Origin of the sequence: Nostoc sp., assembly GCF_036919895.1 — a bacterium.
In the GTDB taxonomy this organism is placed as follows: Bacteria; Cyanobacteriota; Cyanobacteriia; order Cyanobacteriales; family Nostocaceae; genus Nostoc.
Window position 1 is genome coordinate 17,762 of the sequence record NZ_JBALBW010000024.1, and the last position, 16,121, is coordinate 33,882.

A 16,121-nucleotide genomic window follows, 5' to 3' on the forward strand; every position below is an offset into this window, starting at 1 on the left:
CCTACTTTAAAGTATTCCCGTTAGAAGAAGCTTTATTATCCTGCCTTCATGCATCTATCTAGGTTTAGCGCCTATTTATTACAAGATGAACTACCCCAGGCTGGCAACGCCAGAGCCTGGGATTTATACATTTGCCGACTCATCAATAGCATCACATTTCTTTCTTCTCTCTGCGTTGCGCCAGTTGCTACAAGTCGGGGAACCCGCCCAACGCACTGGCTTCTCTGCGCCTCTGTGGTAATGCCTCCGGCACGCTCCGCGAACGTCAAAACATAATTTTGTATAAAAAAACAACACAAGCGAATAAATTCGTTGTGAAAAATTGGTGGCTTGGTAAAATAGAGGCAAAATCAGCAAAACAAACTAACTCGTTCCCCAGGCTTTGCTGACAACCAAATGGACTGACGAGTACCCACGAAAAATCAATTATTTAGGTAGAGGGTGAGTCTACACCCACTGGTTAACCATAACCACGCCTTAAGTATAAGTAAGCACCCTGGAACTAGTATTATCTAGAGGATGAAAAAACCCCAAGGCAATAGTTACCTTAAGATATTCGGCATTACATACTAGCGGTAGTAGTTAAGGTTACACAGTGGGATTAATGACAAACAAAAGTGGCTGCTCGTCAATTTCTGGAAACTCAACTTCCAAAGTATAAGTTGGGTTAAGTTGCTCACAGCCTAACTCTACACTTAAGTATCCCGGAGTCGAAGATGTTGCCATTGCTAACGTGCCACTTCCCCGAAGTGTCAAAGTCCCTTTAACGGGTAACTCAGCCTGAACAAGTAACTTCGTAAGTTTACCTACAGACTGATATTCTACTCTGATGTTTAAATTACCGACAGTGGTTAACCATTGTCTTTCTACCACTGGACTGGTTACTGAAATTGGTAGAGTCAAATTTTCCAGCAATTGTTTAGCCGCCATCAACGACAAAGCCATCTGTTGACGCAGCTGCAAATCTGAATAATCGCTCTGAATATTGGGTATTGTCTCCAGAGTATTTACAGATCGACAAGTGCTTCTTAGCACCAATCCAGCTATATCATTTAGGGCTTGAGACTCGTTGGGAAAAAAGCTCTCCACCACTTGAACTAATTTTGCTCCCAGAGGTACTGAAGATGTCACCAATGCCTGACATTGTTCCAGCAATTGCTGAAAAACTCTCTCCGGCAAGGGACACGGCAGTTTTAGTTTCGACTGTTGTACCATCCATCCCCAGGTAGGAACGAGCGTCATTGACGGCTCATCAACAAAATCGGGATAGTCGATTAATTGTGTTTCCCAGGGAAACAAAGGTGGGTGGTCTTGGACTTGGATTTGTAACCGACGCTTAAGGACGGCTTGGAAACGATCTTGCACAGTAGGAATTTCTCCCAATTGAAAGGTCTGGGGCGTTCCTCCCAATTTTGGCTCACTGCTTTTTGAAGCAGTGGCTTCATTGAGAAGTTTTTTTACCCCGTCATTTTCCTCACATGGTACAGATTGCTCGTTATTTTTGACATCATCTGTCAATAACCAACCGAGATACTGATATTGTGAGGATTCTGAGTCACTATTCATGAGTAGATGCACCTGATCCGGACACTAATGAGTTACGAATTTCCCAAGCTTGCTCAAGAATCTTAAACCATCGTTTTTGAAGTTGTGCCATTGACAGCCCTAAAGTTTTGGCGATTTTCTCATCGGCTTGTCCTTGTTGCTTCAACTCTAATAAAGATCGTTGCTTATTGTCCAGTTGTGCTGTGTATACTTGCCATTGCTGGGGAGTTAAGCCCAAATTGGTATGCAAAGAGGCTTCTAGCCACTCGTGAACTAATTCCCAACGGTGTAATAATGCAAACCGAATCAAATGATACTTGAAGCGCTGCTGTAAGTAATCTCTCTGACGAGGGGTTAAACCTAAAACCGACTCAATTTCCTGGGCTGATAGATCCTGGAGGCGGAGGGAAAAGTAATCAGCACAGTCAGATTGTTGCCGTTGTTCGAGATAATTCATTAATTCTGTAACCACAACGGAACGCAATGTATCTTCTTCGGGTTCAGGTTCAGCTTGCGTTGCCATTGTGGAGCGCAATTGATGTACTGCTGGTTCTTCCCAAGAACCATCACCTTCATTATTGCTGCCTTCTGCGGCTTGTTCTATATCTACGCTGGTTTCTGGGGGCTGGTGTTGAGAAAAAGTTTGCGCCCGCAAGATAATTAGCTGCTGCTGACGGCCTGGTAAGGGAATGCGTCGCTTGCCGTAGCGTTCAGTAAATGCCATGTACTCAGACAATTCTAGAAGCGTCTGGGGGCGATAAGTAGCACCTAGTTGATTTTCTCGGCGGAAAGCGTTTAATGCTTCTAGATAAAAACTTTGTAAAAAATCTTCAATTATAGTCAGTCGCCCTTGATAACTCAATTGCTTCTGAGGCGGATTAATGTATCGATAAATAATTGCACTCAGAGTACTGTGTAATTCTACTCTGCCCCGATTTGAACCCAACTGATAGTACCTGAGACACTGTTGCAGCCGATGCCGAGCCAGGGTGAGCGCCGAGCTTTCTACAGTTCCAGAAGCTTGAATACGTTTGCTCTCATGGCAAATCCGATATACTTCGGTGGTAATACGTCTTGCTACATCGTGGCAATTCTGTTCCGAAGCTTTGGTCGATTGTTGAAACTCCTTGGACAGGAGTTGAAAGATCGCCTCCACGCCTTTAGAATTTTCTCCCAGAATATTTGCAGATGGAATAGTTACGGTTGCGGCTGAATTCATAGTCTCAGTTTTCAAAAGACCCTAAGTATTTAAATACAACCTGTACGACTGTGGGTATTGGCTTTTTTGGTTTTACGTATAAGCTAAACGCAGACCAATCCTATATTGAGGATGTGGCTGATTTTATTATTCCCAACTTGGCTGGGATTGTTCACACTTTGATAGATGTTATTGCCATTACCCAGAAGCCGTATACAAGTCATTATGGATTTAGAAGCACAAATTCAATTGCTGATTGACAATGCACCCTGCGATGGTATAACACCAAATCTGATTGCAGCAATTGCTCCTGCCCTTAGAGCGATCGCTCAAAAATTACGTCACTCCCAGTACTATATTCTCCAAAATTCGGAGTCAAGCTGGGTTTTAACTACTTTGAGCAATCGTGCTAATCCAGGATTGGAAAAGCGAGTTATTTACGCTTTCCCTACCATACAGGATGTCTCTCTAATTTCCCCTGCTGGGCTTGACCCTCAAATGCTAGCTAAAATTACTCCTGTCACCCATATTTTGTTCCAATTGGTGGCATTAGAACCCGTAGATAGTATCCTTTTTTTGGAAACGCCGGGTAAGACCACTCATACCGTTGAAATTCGGCGAACCGATCTAGAGAAACGTATGCAGCAACAGTTACGACAGCAGCGATCGCCTAAACAGATACCCCCTGATATTGCATAGAAAAATTTGGGATGTGGGATTTTTTAGATACAATCCCACATCCCAAATTTTAAGCCTCAAATTTCTTTGAAAAAGTTTTTGGTGAAAAGAAATTAATGCCAATTACTACCCTTTTAGTTCTTTAAAGAACCAGGCGATCGGCTTAATTTTCTGACTAATCTAAAATTGATTAACAAATAGTTATCAGTGAACATTTTTCAAATTTTAGCTGACCATTGAGCCAAATTCCCCCACCTAAGTACATCTGGTAGGTTCAGATTGGCATCTAAAACCCTATTCTGTACCTAATAACTAATAACTAATTTAATAGAGACGACTCAGTGTGTACTCAGCGATGTTAATCAATGCCTGGTGGGATTCTGAGGGTGGAAGAACTGCAAGATGTTCAATTGCTAATTTCGCATGTTGAGCAGCTAACTCCCGTGCTTGCTGTATGCCTTGACTATCTTGAATTAGTGCTAGTGCTTGTTCTAAATCCCCTTCTTGAGCAAACTCCCGATCGATCAACACTTCCAAGGATGGTTTTTCTGCTAAAGCAAATAAAACTGGTGCTGTCAGATTACCACTTTTCAAGTCTGACCCCACTGGTTTACCCAAGGTATCTGTTGTACTGGTGAAATCTAGAATGTCGTCAACAATTTGAAATGCTATACCAAAATGACGACCGTAGCTATACAAATGCTCGACAGTTTCCCGCGAAACCTCACTAAGTAACCCAGCAGCTTTTGAACTGTTGGCAATTAACGAAGCTGTTTTGTAATAACTCTTCTGGAGGTAAGTTTCAATCGAGATACCAGCTTCAAAACGATTTAGTCCCTGCTGGATCTCCCCAGTAGCCAGATCCATAATGACTTCTGAGAGGAGTTTTACCACCTCCAAATTATCCAAGTTTGCTAAATACCAGGAAGATTGGGCAAAAAGAAAATCTCCTGCTAATATAGCAATGCGATTACCGAACAAACTATGAACGGTAGGAACGCCTCGCCGCACGTCTGATTCATCTACTACATCATCATGTACCAAGCTTGCTGTGTGAATCATTTCTGTAATCTCAGCTAGGCGGCGATGACGCGGTGTAATGTCTCGATCTAACATGGTTGCCCGCGATATTAGCAGGACAATTGCTGGTCTGATACGCTTTCCCCCGGCTCCGAATAAATGTTCGGCTGCTGCAAACAAAATGGGGTGGCGATTTCCAACTAGCTGTTTTAGGTTATCTGCTAGTAGTCGCAGGTCTGCTTCCACAGGGGTAAACAGGGAGGTGGCTGGGGTCATGGATGGGCGGACTCTGACTTAGGTTACGAAAGTTTACATATCCTACACTCATTTTAAGATAACCCTGTGCCACCGCAAAATTTTCATAAGTTAATCCCATTTTTATGAATCTATGGGTGATAATTAAGATAGATAGTAGGTTTGTCAATAAGCAATTATGCTTATTTCTTATGGACTCAGGTTTTAAACTCACTTAAAACATGAATTCTCAGTATATGAGAATAAATATCCGCTTTAATTGTATTAAGTAGTTTCCTGATACACGTTTACCGCCACAGTTCAAAACAAAATTCAAGCAATATTACTTATTGACAAAATGAATACAATTTAAATAAGTCGCCAATGGTAAGACTAAATTTCTTCAGGACTGAATTATAGCTGTTCAAAAAATTTGAAATTTAGCAGTCAAGTGGGCTTCAAATTCAGGGCTGTTGTGTTACGCTAAAATGTAGGAATTATAAATTTTTCAGATATTCACACCCCCAAAAGTAGGTCACTTAGTGAGTGGTTTCACTGGCTTGGTGATGTGAGTCTAAAATAATTAATCATAGTTTAGATTAAAGGGATTATTCCTTTGGTTTATTCTGCGATATGCAAAACTCCTGGTTTGGAGCTATGCGATATCCCTATGGGAAGCCGCTACACGTCTTCAGCGCACGTTGAGCGCGAGCATTGCTCTTTTCACAGCAGTGTGAAAAAAATAACGCAGATCAAGTAGACCGATGAAAATCGTAGTTTTAGGTTGCTAAACAGTAATCTAAGTGCTGTGGGATCTATGGTCTGCAAGAAGTCGTATTAGACAATAAATTCTTTGTCCGTAGAGGATTTTACCTCTATACATAATTTTACTATATGAAGCTACAGCAATCAAGAATGCACTTGGTTGTCTGAGGTTCTACTAAATTTTATGGAATTTTATATTCGTTTGAAAAGGTGCTAGTAGAACAATGATTTACGGAAGTATACCTATGATGATTTTTATTTTAGCGTCTGGATATTTGTTCGCAGTCTACCTGTTATTAGCACTGGCAAAGCGAACGGGTACAAAGACTGTCCCTACAAGTTTCCCTTCATCTGCCGAAGGAAAACACAAGCAGGAGATATCTGTAAGGGCAAAGGTGACTGAAGCTGTTAATAGTCAGTAGTCATTTGTCCTTTGTCTTTAAATCAAAACAAAGGACAAATTAGTTTTATTGGAGTTGGGAAATCGCAGTATCCGTGAAGCAAACCTCTTCAACCATTGGGGTATAGCCCAGCCACTGCACTCCTGACTGGGAAAACTGTTGCGGACAACCACTAACTGCGAAGCGAGTTGGCAATGGGAGGTGGGTATTTTTTAAGCCTAGCAAATCTAACTCTTGGGCACAAGCTGCCACGACATGAACGGCTGGGTCAACTAGCTTGACTTGAGAGGGGAGGAGCGATCGCAATACTGGTGTAAGGTGGGGATAATGGGTACAGCCGTGAACTAAGGTGTCGATTTCCTGCTCTATTAAAGGTTCTAGATAGGCTCGTGCTACTTCAGCAGTGTAAGGGTCATGAATCCGGTTTTGCTCAATGAGTGGCACAAACTCAGGACAGCCAACTTGCCAGACTTGCACATCAGGGGCAATTTCGAGGATGGCGTGCTTATAAGCATTACTTTTTGCCGTCGCTGGAGTTGCAATTACACCAATTCGCTTTCCTTGCTGTACAGCAGCTTTTGCACCAGGTAGAATTACTCCCAAAATGGGGATGTTGAATTCTTGACGCACGGTTTCTAGGGCTAGGGCAGAACTGGTGTTGCAAGCCATAATTACCATTTTTACCTGCTGCTCTTGTAGCCAGGTAAGAATTTCGCGCGTAAATTGTAAAATTTCTGCTTGTGAGCGAATTCCGTAAGGAAGTCGAGCTGTATCCCCAAAATAAACAATTGATTCATTGGGGAGTTGCCGATATAGTTGGCGCAGTACCGTCAGTCCACCTACACCACTGTCAAAGATGCCAATTGGGGCACGTTGGGGTTCAAGAGCCGAAAAATCGTCAAGATTCGCATCAAAGATCGAAGATGAATACACAGGCAGATATTAATTTAGGTTTTGGGATTTAAAATACAGAATTTAGCAGACAATCGGCTAATTGACCACTAAATTCTGTACGCCAAAGGAGTCTAAATACCACCTTTTAATAGTAATTTGTACTATATTAACGCTGTAAGTATTTTAGGATGCCACGAGCGATCGCTTCTGCCATGCGATTTTGATACTCTGGTGATGCCAATCTGGGATTATCTTCTCGACCAGTCATATAACCTGTTTCTACTAAAATCGACGGCATAGAGCTTTTCCTGAGAACGTAGAATCTGGCTTTGCGGGTTCCCCGGTTTTTAATTGTATCTATGTCCTGGAGGATGGTGTTGCGAACAACTTCCGCCAGAGCATAACCGCTATCGTAATAATATACTTCTAACCCATTGACATCAGGACGATTATCAACAGAATTAGCGTGAATGCTGACAAACGCAGTCGCATTAACTCGCTCGGCAATTTCTACCCGTCCTTGAAGTTCTACGAAAAAGTCAGCATCCCGCGTTAGTACAGCTTGTACGCCATGTTGCTCTAAAATTGCTGCTACCCTTTTCCCAATAGGCAGAATTACATCCTTTTCTAAAAGTCCACCTATGCCAGGTGCGCCTGAGTCCTTTCCACCATGTCCTGGGTCAATCACAACTAGTAATTTTCCTCTAGGAACTGAGGGACGCGGCTGTGGACGGGATATAGGACGGGGATTATCTATGGGGTTTGGGAATTGCCCTTGATTTGACGATAGAGGAGGTAAAACAAGGGGTGGCGTGACACTACCAGAGCGTCGTAATTCTAAAGCCAAAAGCTCGTCGCCAACTTGATTGAGTTCCCCAATTTGCACTCCAGCTGCTGGTTGCACTAAGACGACCACAGTATTGGATTCTTGTGGTTGCAGGCGGACTCGCAGGATAGGGCTATTAGGATTAAAAGTCGGGCCTGTGACTTTGGGTGCTAACCGAGCATTGTTGATGGTAATACGGAATAGACCAGAGGTTCTATCCCAACCTCCTGTGGCAGATACAGCTTGGTCTGCTCTAATCAGCAGTTGTGTGCCATTATTAGCCAATTGTACAGACTCAATTGTAGCTGTACTAGATGGTATGGGGCGTGGACTATTACCTCCAGGTAACTGAGCAATGCCACGACTGGGTAGAAGCACAAAACCACCAACACTGCTAGTGGTTGCCCGCCAATTTTGACTATTTTCGTCCACCTGTAAAGTCATACGAACAACAGATGGGCTTGTTTGTAATTGACTGAACTGAATGCTGCTGACACCATAGCGATTAATTGACAAATCGCGCTGCTTTAGACTTGGTGATAAAGTAGCGCCGGCGATGTCGAAGTTAATTGCTCTTTGATCGTTGCTACGATTTACCTTAATCTGAGGATTACCACCATTGGTACGGACGAAAAACCCATCGCCTGTGACTTGTAAGTTCTCAATTTGAGTAGTTCTGGCGAGAAGCATTCCATTTCTAGGTGGATTGACAGGGCTTGTTGTCACCACATTGTAAATATCCCTTTGGGAGAACACTGGTGGAGATGTTCTCGGCGAAGTTTCTGTGGCTATGGCTTGTTCTTGTTGTCCCACAGTATTTGTTGAGGGGACATTATTATCGGCTACTGGTGTAGGTAATTGCACCATCCAGCGATTGCCAGTTCTACCAACGAATTGTACTCCCTTGGGGTCTAAAGTATAACCAGGAGTCAGTTCAACGACTATCCGTGTTGTTTGTTCGTCAAATTGCCCAACCCGGATAGCACGAATTGCACCGCCCACCTGTTGGGTTAATTGCGGACGGCCAAATGTGGTTCCTGGTAAATCAATTACTAAACGAGTGGGATTAAAAATTAATTGTGCTTGGGGTTGAACATTCCCTAATGTGTTAATTTCCAGCCTGTTTTGATTGGCATCAAAACGCCAAGATTCAAGTTTCGCGGCCATGGCTGGCGACGATAGCATGAAGATAGTTCCAATAGTACTGGATAGTAACCAGTGTAATTTCACAGTCCTTTCTCCTGATTCACATTCATGGGAGCCGTTAACATCTCAACATATTGGCAAATCCTCACACCATCACCGCTTATCTTGAGTTTTGCGCTGTTATTAAGACACAGCTAATGGCGTAAAATATAGCACGCTCTGATGATTTTGCCATGCCATTAGCTCAGATAAATTTGACTGGTAAAGCATCAGATGACAATAACAAAGAAGCTACTCTTGTCCCGCCGCAATAATACTTAAATTGTTTTACTACTAAATTGGAGAACAATGGTAAAGATTAGATGTATTTACTCAACAATTTCGACTAAACTATTTATCTTCTCTTTAGATACTGAAGAACGCCACGAGCGATCGCTTCTGCCATTTGATTTTGGTAAGCTGAGGTTCTAAGCCTAGCCATATCCTCCCGACCAGTCATATAACCTGTTTCCACGAGAATGGAGGGCATTGAACTTTTTCTGAGGACATAAAACCTGGCTCGCCGCACTCCCCTGTCTTTGAGAGTACCAATACTTTGCAGAATACTACTACGAACAACGCGAGCTAGATCCAAACCGCTATCGTAATAATAGACTTCCAAGCCATTAACATCTGGACGACTCGCACCTGCTGAATTGGCGTGGATGCTAACGAATACATTAGCGTTAGCTCGCTCTGCTAATTGTACCCGTCCCGGAAGGGTAACAAAATAGTCAGAATCTCTCGTCATAACTACTTGTATACCATTTTGCTGTAAAATTGCCGCAAGTTTTTTACCAATAGGCAAGATAACATCCTTTTCCAATGCCCCCCCAATGCCTACTGCTCCTGAGTCTTTACCACCATGTCCTGGGTCAATAATGACTACCACTCGCCCATTGGTAACTCGGCGCTGTGGTTGTGTTATTGGCTGAGGATTTGGCTTGTTTGGGTCTGGGAATGGCCCTCGGTTTGGCGGTGGTAGCCCAGGTAAAGCAAAGGGTGGTCTTCCGGGGAGGTTGACAACTCGCCGAGAACCTTGTTGTATTGGTAGAGCTAAAAGCTGGTCGCCCACTTGCCTGGGTTGCCCAAATTGCACTCCGGCTGCTGGTTGGACTAAAACAACTACTGTATTCGATGCTTGGGGTTGCAGACGTACCCGAAGAATGGGGCTATTGGGAGCAAAAGTAGGCCCTGTAACTCTGGGAGCCAACTTGGCATTGGTAATTGTTACCCGGAATAGACCAGAGGATGTATCCCAGTTTCCCTTAGCAGATAAAGGTTGGTTGCCTCTAATTAGCAGTTGTGTGCCATTATCGGCAAGTTGCACAGACTCAATTGTTGCTGGCGAGTTGTTGGCAGATAATCTGCTAGGTAATGAGGGTGGTTGTGATTGATTGTCCGAATTACTACTTTCAGGCAATCTGACAACGCGACTAGGCAGAACCACCAAACCACCACTGTTACTATTACTTGCTTGCCAATTTGGGCTATTTTTATCTACCCGCAAAGTCAAGCGGACAGTAGGAGTTTGGTTTTGTATTTGGGTGAATTCGACACGGCTAACACCATGTTTGTTAACAGGTATACTATTCTGTTGCGCCAGACGTGGTGATAAAGATGCGCTAGAGACATCTATGAAGATGCTAGCACCATCGCGGCTGCGAACTACCTGAGTCCCAGGATTGCCTCCACTGGTGCGGATGAACAACCCATCGCCTGTTACTATCAAGCCCTCAATTTCAGTCGCCCCTCGTGTAGTAGTGGCAACCCTTGAAATACTAGGTTGCGGCTTAGAGTCTGGGGTAACAACACTATAAGCACTTCTGGGAGATAAGGTGGGTGATGAGGCTACTCTATCAACTTCTGGTCTGGGTAATTGCACCGTCCAGCGATCGCCAGTTGTCCCAACAAATTTTACTTGTTTGGGGTCTAAAGTATAACCAGTTGTTAGTTCCACAACTATCCGAGTTGTTTCTGTATCAAACTGCCCAACCCGGATTGAGCGAATTGCACCACCCACCTGTTGGGTTAATTGCGGACGGCCAAATGTGGTTCCTGGCAAATCAATTACCAGCCGAGTCGGATTGAAAATTAGTTGTGCTTGGGGTTGAACTGCTCCTACAGTATTAATTTCCAGCCTGTTTTGATTGGCATCAAAGTGCCAAGATTCAAGTTTCGCAGCCATTGCAGGCGACGATAGCATGAAGATAGTTCCAATAGTGCTGGGTAATAACCAGTGTAATTTCACAGTCCTTTCTCCTAATTCACGTTCATGGGAGCCGTTAATATCTCAACTCATTGGTAAATCATCACACCGTCACCACCTAAACTTGATTTTTGATTTTTAAGCTGGTATAAGAACATGCTTAAATCAGTTATCAGACATCATATTGGGTCTAAATCCCCATGTGAAATTTTCCACCTTTAGAGGTAGGAATTCTGACTTCCAAGGAAGCTAGAAAACTAATAACTAATAACTGATAACCGTTCACTGATAACTGTTTTTTATTTGTTGCCATCAATGCACTAAGTAAATAATTCCCATTACTGTCAGATGATTTAGCAAGATTTATGGGTGTTACTCCCTAATTACCTGAAAAATATTCAGATAAAGGCTTACAAGCCAAGAGAGACTGGAAATAAATAACATTCTGAATGCTGGTAGAAATTATAAACAGACGATTATTCTACAATCAGATGGGACGGAAATTTGAGGAGAGAAGTTTCCACTGCATAATTGCAGAATCTTCAAAGCCCGGTGATAGTACTGAATTCAGAGTCCTGAGTTCTGAGCGAAAATAACTCAGAACTCAGTAAGAATTTACCCAAGAATTTAATTAGCGATCGCCAGATTCTGGAGTTACTTCTAAATTGTCACTATCATTTGATGCTGACACCCTTGACTGAGGTGGTTCAATTACCAACGAGTTTCCAGAGGAACCGTCTAAAACCAGTTGGTCTAAGCCTGTACCCACAGTTTTTGGGTCTGGAAACACAAATCGTAACAAAGGAGGAGCTAAAAAGGTTGTCAAGATAACCATCATGATGATTGCCGCTCCTAATGGTTTCGAGAGAGCGCCACTGGCTGCGCCGACACCAGCAAACACTAAGCCAACTTCCCCTCTGGGAATCATCCCCACACCGATCGCTAAACGGTTGATTCCTGGCTGACCAAACACGCTTAAGCCTGTGATTACTTTACCGAGAATGGCTACTACAATCAGGAAAGTTGCCATAATTAGACCTTCTCGATTGTCGGGAATTGCTGGGTTTAAGACTCCCAAATCAGTTTTTGCCCCAACAGTTACAAAGAAAATTGGCACCAACATATCGGCAATGGGGCAGACTTGCGTTTGCAATTCTTTACGCTTATCTGTCTCTTCTAGGACTAAACCCGCCGCAAAAGCTCCTAAAATTGCTTCTAAGTGGATGACAGCAGCAAGGTATGCCATAGCAAAGGCGAAGATAAATGCTGGTATTACCAGTCCACCGCGTGTTTTGAGTTGATCAGCGATCGCTACAAAGGATTTATTGAAAACATTCCCTAGTAGAATTGCTCCTAAAATAAAACCTGTGGCGCTGATAATCAAATAAATAACTTTGTTGACATCCACCACGCCATCTTTAGCTAGGCTGGCAACTACCGCCAAAACGATGATTCCTAATACATCGTCAATTACGGCAGCACCTAGAATAATCTGCCCTTCTTTAGAATTGAGTCGCCCCAACTCTGACAGCACCTTGGAAGTAATCCCAATACTAGTGGCAGTCAAAGCCGCCCCAGCAAAAATTGCGGGTACAGCAGCAATTCCAAACAAAGTCATCAGTCCCACAGTCCCAGCAGTAAAGGGTACTACTACCCCCACTATTGCTACGACGGTGGCTTGGATACCAACTGCCATTAAGTCTTTTAAGTTCGACTCCAAACCGATTTCAAACAGCAGAATGATCACACCCAACTCTGCCAAAACAGAAATGACCTCAGACTGGGCTGCAAATACGGCTGGAGTGGCTTCAGGAGTTAAACCAGCAGTGATTTGAAGGAAGGACACGATCAAAGAGTTAGAACTGTCTGTGCTGCCTTCTGGAAACACTAAAAGGTGGAAAACAGAGATGCCAACTACCACACCACCCAATAGTTCGCCTAAGACGGGCGGTAAACCCACTTTGTTTGATAACTCTCCACCAACTTTGCTGGCGAGGTAAACGACTACTAAGCTTAGTAGCACTGCGGCTACTACCATTGAACTGTCTGCGGCTTCTGTTGCAGTAGCCAGCAGAGGAAAAGAGAAGTTAATTGGATCTAACAAATGCATGGGTTCTGTGAAAATCCTTCTCTTTGATTTTGACGTGTTTCTGAAAAACGTCTATCTGTGGAGATGCTATTGGCAGGTTCAAAAGCTTAATTTGTGCCATTTATCCACTCCATCAAGCGCTATCAGAAAACTTCGCAAACCGGGGCTACAGACAGTTTAGAAACTTGCAGTAAGTCCAAGTCAGTGAATTAATTTACCATCATGACAAAATCTTTAAAAATGTTGGTGTAATTTTTTTAGTATCAAAAAATGTAACCATTTCAGCTTTTGACGATCGCAGTGTCAAAGTAAGAACATACAAATCGGATCTAGCGATCGCACTTATATTGTGAAAAACTTGTGATGACTGTTAAAAATCAACAGTCATCACAAAGATTGCTAAATACGCTTATTAAAAACATCTGTGGATACTTTGAGGAGTGCAAATCTTATGACTAGAGCCGCTTTACCCGGTTCTCAGTTTCCATCTGGAAACCTGTGGAAAATACTGCCTTTAGCAATGCTTTTATGTGCAACTTTTGTACTACCTGCATTGGCGCAAGAAAAAGAAAAAATGTGGCGAACCCTTAGTGTCAGTGGTCGTGGAGTGGAAACAATTCCTACAACCTTGGCACAAGTCAGTTTAGGAGTGGAAATTCAGGGGAAAACAGCACAGGAGGTACAGCAAGAAGCCGCCCGGAGGTCATCAGCTGTGGTTGCGTTTCTCAAGAGCCAAAATGTCGAAAAATTACAAACTACTGGTATCCGACTGAATCCAGTTTACAGCTACACTGATAATGTGCAGAGGATTACAGGCTATGCTGCCAATAACACCGTAAGTTTTCGCATTCCCACCGAGAAAGCTGGGACATTATTGGATGATGCAGTGAAAGCAGGGGCAACACAAATTAATGGTATTAGTTTTGTTGCGAATGATGAAGCGATCGCAGCTGCTCAAAAACAAGCATTAAAGGAAGCCACCCAAGATGCCCGACAGCAAGCTGATGCTGTTTTCAGTGCCTTGGGTTTCAAATCCAAAGAGATAGTCAGCATTCAAGTTAATAATGCCACTGCGCCTCCGCCACCACCAATGTTTTTACGGGCTGAAGCTGCTAAGGTAGCTGATGCTTCAACCCCTGTCGTTGGTGGTGAACAGGAAGTAGAAGCATCGGTGACGTTGCAAATTAGTTATTAGTCATTTGTCATTAGTTCTTTGTCCTTTGTCATTTGTGAGGGCAAAGGACTAATAATGAATGCCCCATGCCCAAATAATTAAAAATGTTCTGAAGACATATCTCCTGCACCGCCCTCTCCATCTCGCTTAGAGCCTAATAAATCCAGCTGGTCTACTCTAATAATTGGTGTAGAACGGTTTGCTCCTGTTTGGCGATCGCTCCATGTGTCAAACTTTAAGGAACCTTTGATGCCAATTAAGCTGCCTTTACGCACATAATTACCTGCTACTTCAGCCGTTTTATCCCATAATTCTAGGGTGAACCAGTCAGGTTCATCGCTGTTGCGCGATCGCCTTTTTACCGCTAGTGTCAATCTACACTTAACACTACCAGACTCAAAATATTTTATATCTGGGTCGCCGCCTACACGACCAACAAGGGTGACAATATTGATACTCATAGGTTTTACCTTTCAGTACAAGTGTACTTGTTAATTCTGACTTTTATCATAGCGAATTATGAAACACTTGAAAATAATGTGTTAAACAGTTAACAATATAGTGGAATTGAAAAATTATACATAACTACTTGGAGAAACACATAAAAGTATACGGATATACTAAGCGAACCAGAGAATATCAAAACACAGATGCCTGAGACATAGTAAATATTCCTGGGAATTATATAAAAATATAGTTTAGTTTGCTGAACTCAGGATACAAACATAATCGAATCCACTCTTACCGTTGTAGTCAAGAAGTATCGCACATAGGGGGCTTAGAGAAGCGTGGGTATTTTTAGGAACTTTCGCACATCATGGGATATGGGTATCGACCTCGGTACTGCTAACACCCTGGTTTATGTATCTGGTAAAGGTATTGTACTGCAAGAGCCTTCTGTCGTTGCTATCGATGTTAACGAAAAGGTAGCACTAGCAGTAGGAGAAGAAGCCAAAAAAATGCTCGGTCGGACACCTGGAAATGTGATTGCCCTCCGCCCCTTGCGTGATGGTGTAATCGCTGATTTCGATATAGCCGAGCTAATGCTGAAAAGCTTTATTCAGCGTGTAAATGAAGGTAAATCTCTAATCTTACCCCGAATTGTCATTGGTATTCCCAGTGGGGTCACGGGTGTAGAAAGGCGAGCTGTGATGGATGCAGCCCACCAAGCAGGAGCAAGAAAAGTTTATTTAATCGATGAACCTGTAGCCGCGGCCATTGGTGCAGGACTACCTGTTGCCGAACCCACTGGCAACATGATCATCGATATTGGTGGTGGTACAACAGAAGTCGCGGTGCTAAGTCTTCAGGGTACGGTAATTAGCGAATCAGTACGCATTGCTGGGGATGAACTGACTGATTCAATCATTCAGTATATTAAGAAAGTTCATAACTTAGTCATTGGTGAACGGACTGCCGAGGACATCAAGATTCGCCTTGGTTCTGCCTATCCTACCCATGATGATAATGATGCGATGATGGAAATCCGAGGTTTACACCTGCTTTCTGGTCTACCGCGAACTGTAACCATCAAAGGCCCAGAAATCCGTGAAAGCATGTTGGAACCGCTATCAGTAATTATAGAAGCTGTGAAGCGGACACTGGAACGTACACCTCCAGAACTAGCAGCAGACATTATTGACAGAGGTATCATGTTAGCTGGTGGTGGTGCTTTGCTCAAAGGCATAGATACCTTAATTAGTCATGAAACCGGAATAGTAACCCACATTGCCGCCGACCCTCTGTGTTGTGTTGTGCTCGGAACAGGTCGGGTGTTAGAAAACTTCAAACAGCTAGAACGGGTTGTTACAGAAAGCTCTCGCAATATGTAGCAAAAAAATATCATACTTGAGTTCTATTTGAGTTCTATTTGGGTTCTATATAAATAGAATCCAAATAGAAC

The 16,121-nt window shown here is 43.1% G+C and carries 14 protein-coding genes; 4 read left to right on the forward strand and 10 right to left on the reverse strand.

Features of this window, described 5'->3' with window-relative positions; translation table 11 throughout:
• Positions 1–71: 71 nt before the first annotated feature.
• The 3 genes from V7K55_RS03715 to hetZ all read right to left on the reverse strand — a co-directional run bounded on the left by V7K55_RS03715 (position 72) and on the right by hetZ (position 2,764).
• Entirely contained in the window at positions 72–269 is a 198-nt protein-coding gene (locus V7K55_RS03715) for a hypothetical protein (protein ID WP_334828329.1), read from the reverse strand.
• Positions 270–588: 319 nt separating this feature from the next.
• Positions 589–1,566, reverse strand: coding sequence for a PatU (locus V7K55_RS03720; RefSeq protein ID WP_334828331.1), 978 nt, complete (start codon positions 1,564–1,566; stop codon positions 589–591).
• Complete coding sequence (gene hetZ / locus V7K55_RS03725) at positions 1,559–2,764, reverse strand: heterocyst differentiation protein HetZ (protein WP_334828333.1); 1,206 nt, start codon at positions 2,762–2,764, stop codon at positions 1,559–1,561. Before hetZ ends, V7K55_RS03720 begins: the two co-directional genes overlap by 8 nt.
• 204 nt (positions 2,765–2,968) lie before the next feature.
• Between hetZ and V7K55_RS03730 the strand changes: the two genes are divergently transcribed.
• Positions 2,969–3,442 (forward strand): hypothetical protein, encoded by a 474-nt coding sequence (locus tag V7K55_RS03730; RefSeq protein ID WP_334828335.1) that lies wholly within the window; start codon positions 2,969–2,971, stop codon positions 3,440–3,442.
• 303 nt (positions 3,443–3,745) lie between these two features.
• On the opposite strand, the gene sds is transcribed toward V7K55_RS03730, so the two are convergent.
• Positions 3,746–4,717: a solanesyl diphosphate synthase gene (sds, locus tag V7K55_RS03735; protein ID WP_334828337.1), complete on the reverse strand. Its 972-nt coding sequence runs from the start codon at positions 4,715–4,717 to the stop codon at positions 3,746–3,748.
• Positions 4,718–5,664: 947 nt separating this feature from the next.
• Here sds and V7K55_RS03740 point away from each other — a divergent pair.
• A complete protein-coding gene (locus V7K55_RS03740; RefSeq protein WP_334828339.1) occupies positions 5,665–5,862 on the forward strand; it encodes a hypothetical protein in 198 nt (65 codons plus the stop codon).
• Positions 5,863–5,907: 45 nt separating this feature from the next.
• Here the strand turns inward: V7K55_RS03740 and murI are convergent, their stop codons facing one another.
• From murI to V7K55_RS03765, 5 genes are all read right to left on the reverse strand, one after another.
• On the reverse strand, positions 5,908–6,774 hold the full coding sequence (gene murI, locus V7K55_RS03745; RefSeq protein ID WP_334828341.1) for a glutamate racemase: 867 nt from the start codon (positions 6,772–6,774) through the stop codon (positions 5,908–5,910).
• Between the two features lie 127 nt (positions 6,775–6,901).
• Positions 6,902–8,791, reverse strand: coding sequence for an N-acetylmuramoyl-L-alanine amidase (locus V7K55_RS03750; protein WP_334828343.1), 1,890 nt, complete (start codon positions 8,789–8,791; stop codon positions 6,902–6,904).
• Positions 8,792–9,101: 310 nt separating this feature from the next.
• Positions 9,102–10,997: an N-acetylmuramoyl-L-alanine amidase gene (locus tag V7K55_RS03755; RefSeq protein WP_334828345.1), complete on the reverse strand. Its 1,896-nt coding sequence runs from the start codon at positions 10,995–10,997 to the stop codon at positions 9,102–9,104.
• Positions 10,998–11,145: 148 nt separating this feature from the next.
• Positions 11,146–11,268, reverse strand: coding sequence for a hypothetical protein (locus tag V7K55_RS03760; RefSeq protein WP_334828347.1), 123 nt, complete (start codon positions 11,266–11,268; stop codon positions 11,146–11,148).
• Positions 11,269–11,586: 318 nt separating this feature from the next.
• On the reverse strand, positions 11,587–13,065 hold the full coding sequence (locus V7K55_RS03765; protein WP_334828349.1) for a cation:proton antiporter: 1,479 nt from the start codon (positions 13,063–13,065) through the stop codon (positions 11,587–11,589).
• A 430-nt stretch (positions 13,066–13,495) separates the two neighbouring features.
• Here V7K55_RS03765 and V7K55_RS03770 point away from each other — a divergent pair, with 430 nt between their 5' ends.
• Positions 13,496–14,239, forward strand: coding sequence for an SIMPL domain-containing protein (locus tag V7K55_RS03770; RefSeq protein WP_334828351.1), 744 nt, complete (start codon positions 13,496–13,498; stop codon positions 14,237–14,239).
• Positions 14,240–14,316: 77 nt separating this feature from the next.
• On the opposite strand, the gene V7K55_RS03775 is transcribed toward V7K55_RS03770, so the two are convergent.
• Positions 14,317–14,679 carry a single-stranded DNA-binding protein gene (locus V7K55_RS03775; protein ID WP_322693625.1) on the reverse strand — a complete coding sequence of 121 codons (363 nt, stop codon included), beginning with the start codon at positions 14,677–14,679 and terminating at the stop codon, positions 14,317–14,319.
• Positions 14,680–15,042: 363 nt separating this feature from the next.
• Between V7K55_RS03775 and V7K55_RS03780 the strand changes: the two genes are divergently transcribed.
• Entirely contained in the window at positions 15,043–16,050 is a 1,008-nt protein-coding gene (locus V7K55_RS03780; protein WP_094330992.1) for a rod shape-determining protein, read from the forward strand.
• Positions 16,051–16,121 lie beyond the last annotated feature (71 nt).

Bases quoted from the DNA above. Each gene is read 5' to 3' on its own strand.
- sds (WP_334828337.1), bottom strand. From the start codon at position 4,717: ATGACCCCAGCCACCTCCCTGTTTACCCCTGTGGAAGCAGACCTGCGA.
- V7K55_RS03760 (WP_334828347.1), bottom strand. From the start codon at position 11,268: ATGGCAACAAATAAAAAACAGTTATCAGTGAACGGTTATCAGTTATTA.
- V7K55_RS03765 (WP_334828349.1), bottom strand. From the start codon at position 13,065: ATGCATTTGTTAGATCCAATTAACTTCTCTTTTCCTCTGCTGGCTACT.
- V7K55_RS03780 (WP_094330992.1), top strand. From the start codon at position 15,043: ATGGGTATCGACCTCGGTACTGCTAACACCCTGGTTTATGTATCTGGT.
- V7K55_RS03730 (WP_334828335.1), top strand. From the start codon at position 2,969: ATGGATTTAGAAGCACAAATTCAATTGCTGATTGACAATGCACCCTGC.
- V7K55_RS03720 (WP_334828331.1), bottom strand. From the start codon at position 1,566: ATGAATAGTGACTCAGAATCCTCACAATATCAGTATCTCGGTTGGTTA.
- V7K55_RS03740 (WP_334828339.1), top strand. From the start codon at position 5,665: ATGATTTACGGAAGTATACCTATGATGATTTTTATTTTAGCGTCTGGA.
- V7K55_RS03770 (WP_334828351.1), top strand. From the start codon at position 13,496: ATGACTAGAGCCGCTTTACCCGGTTCTCAGTTTCCATCTGGAAACCTG.
- hetZ (WP_334828333.1), bottom strand. From the start codon at position 2,764: ATGAATTCAGCCGCAACCGTAACTATTCCATCTGCAAATATTCTGGGA.
- V7K55_RS03775 (WP_322693625.1), bottom strand. From the start codon at position 14,679: ATGAGTATCAATATTGTCACCCTTGTTGGTCGTGTAGGCGGCGACCCA.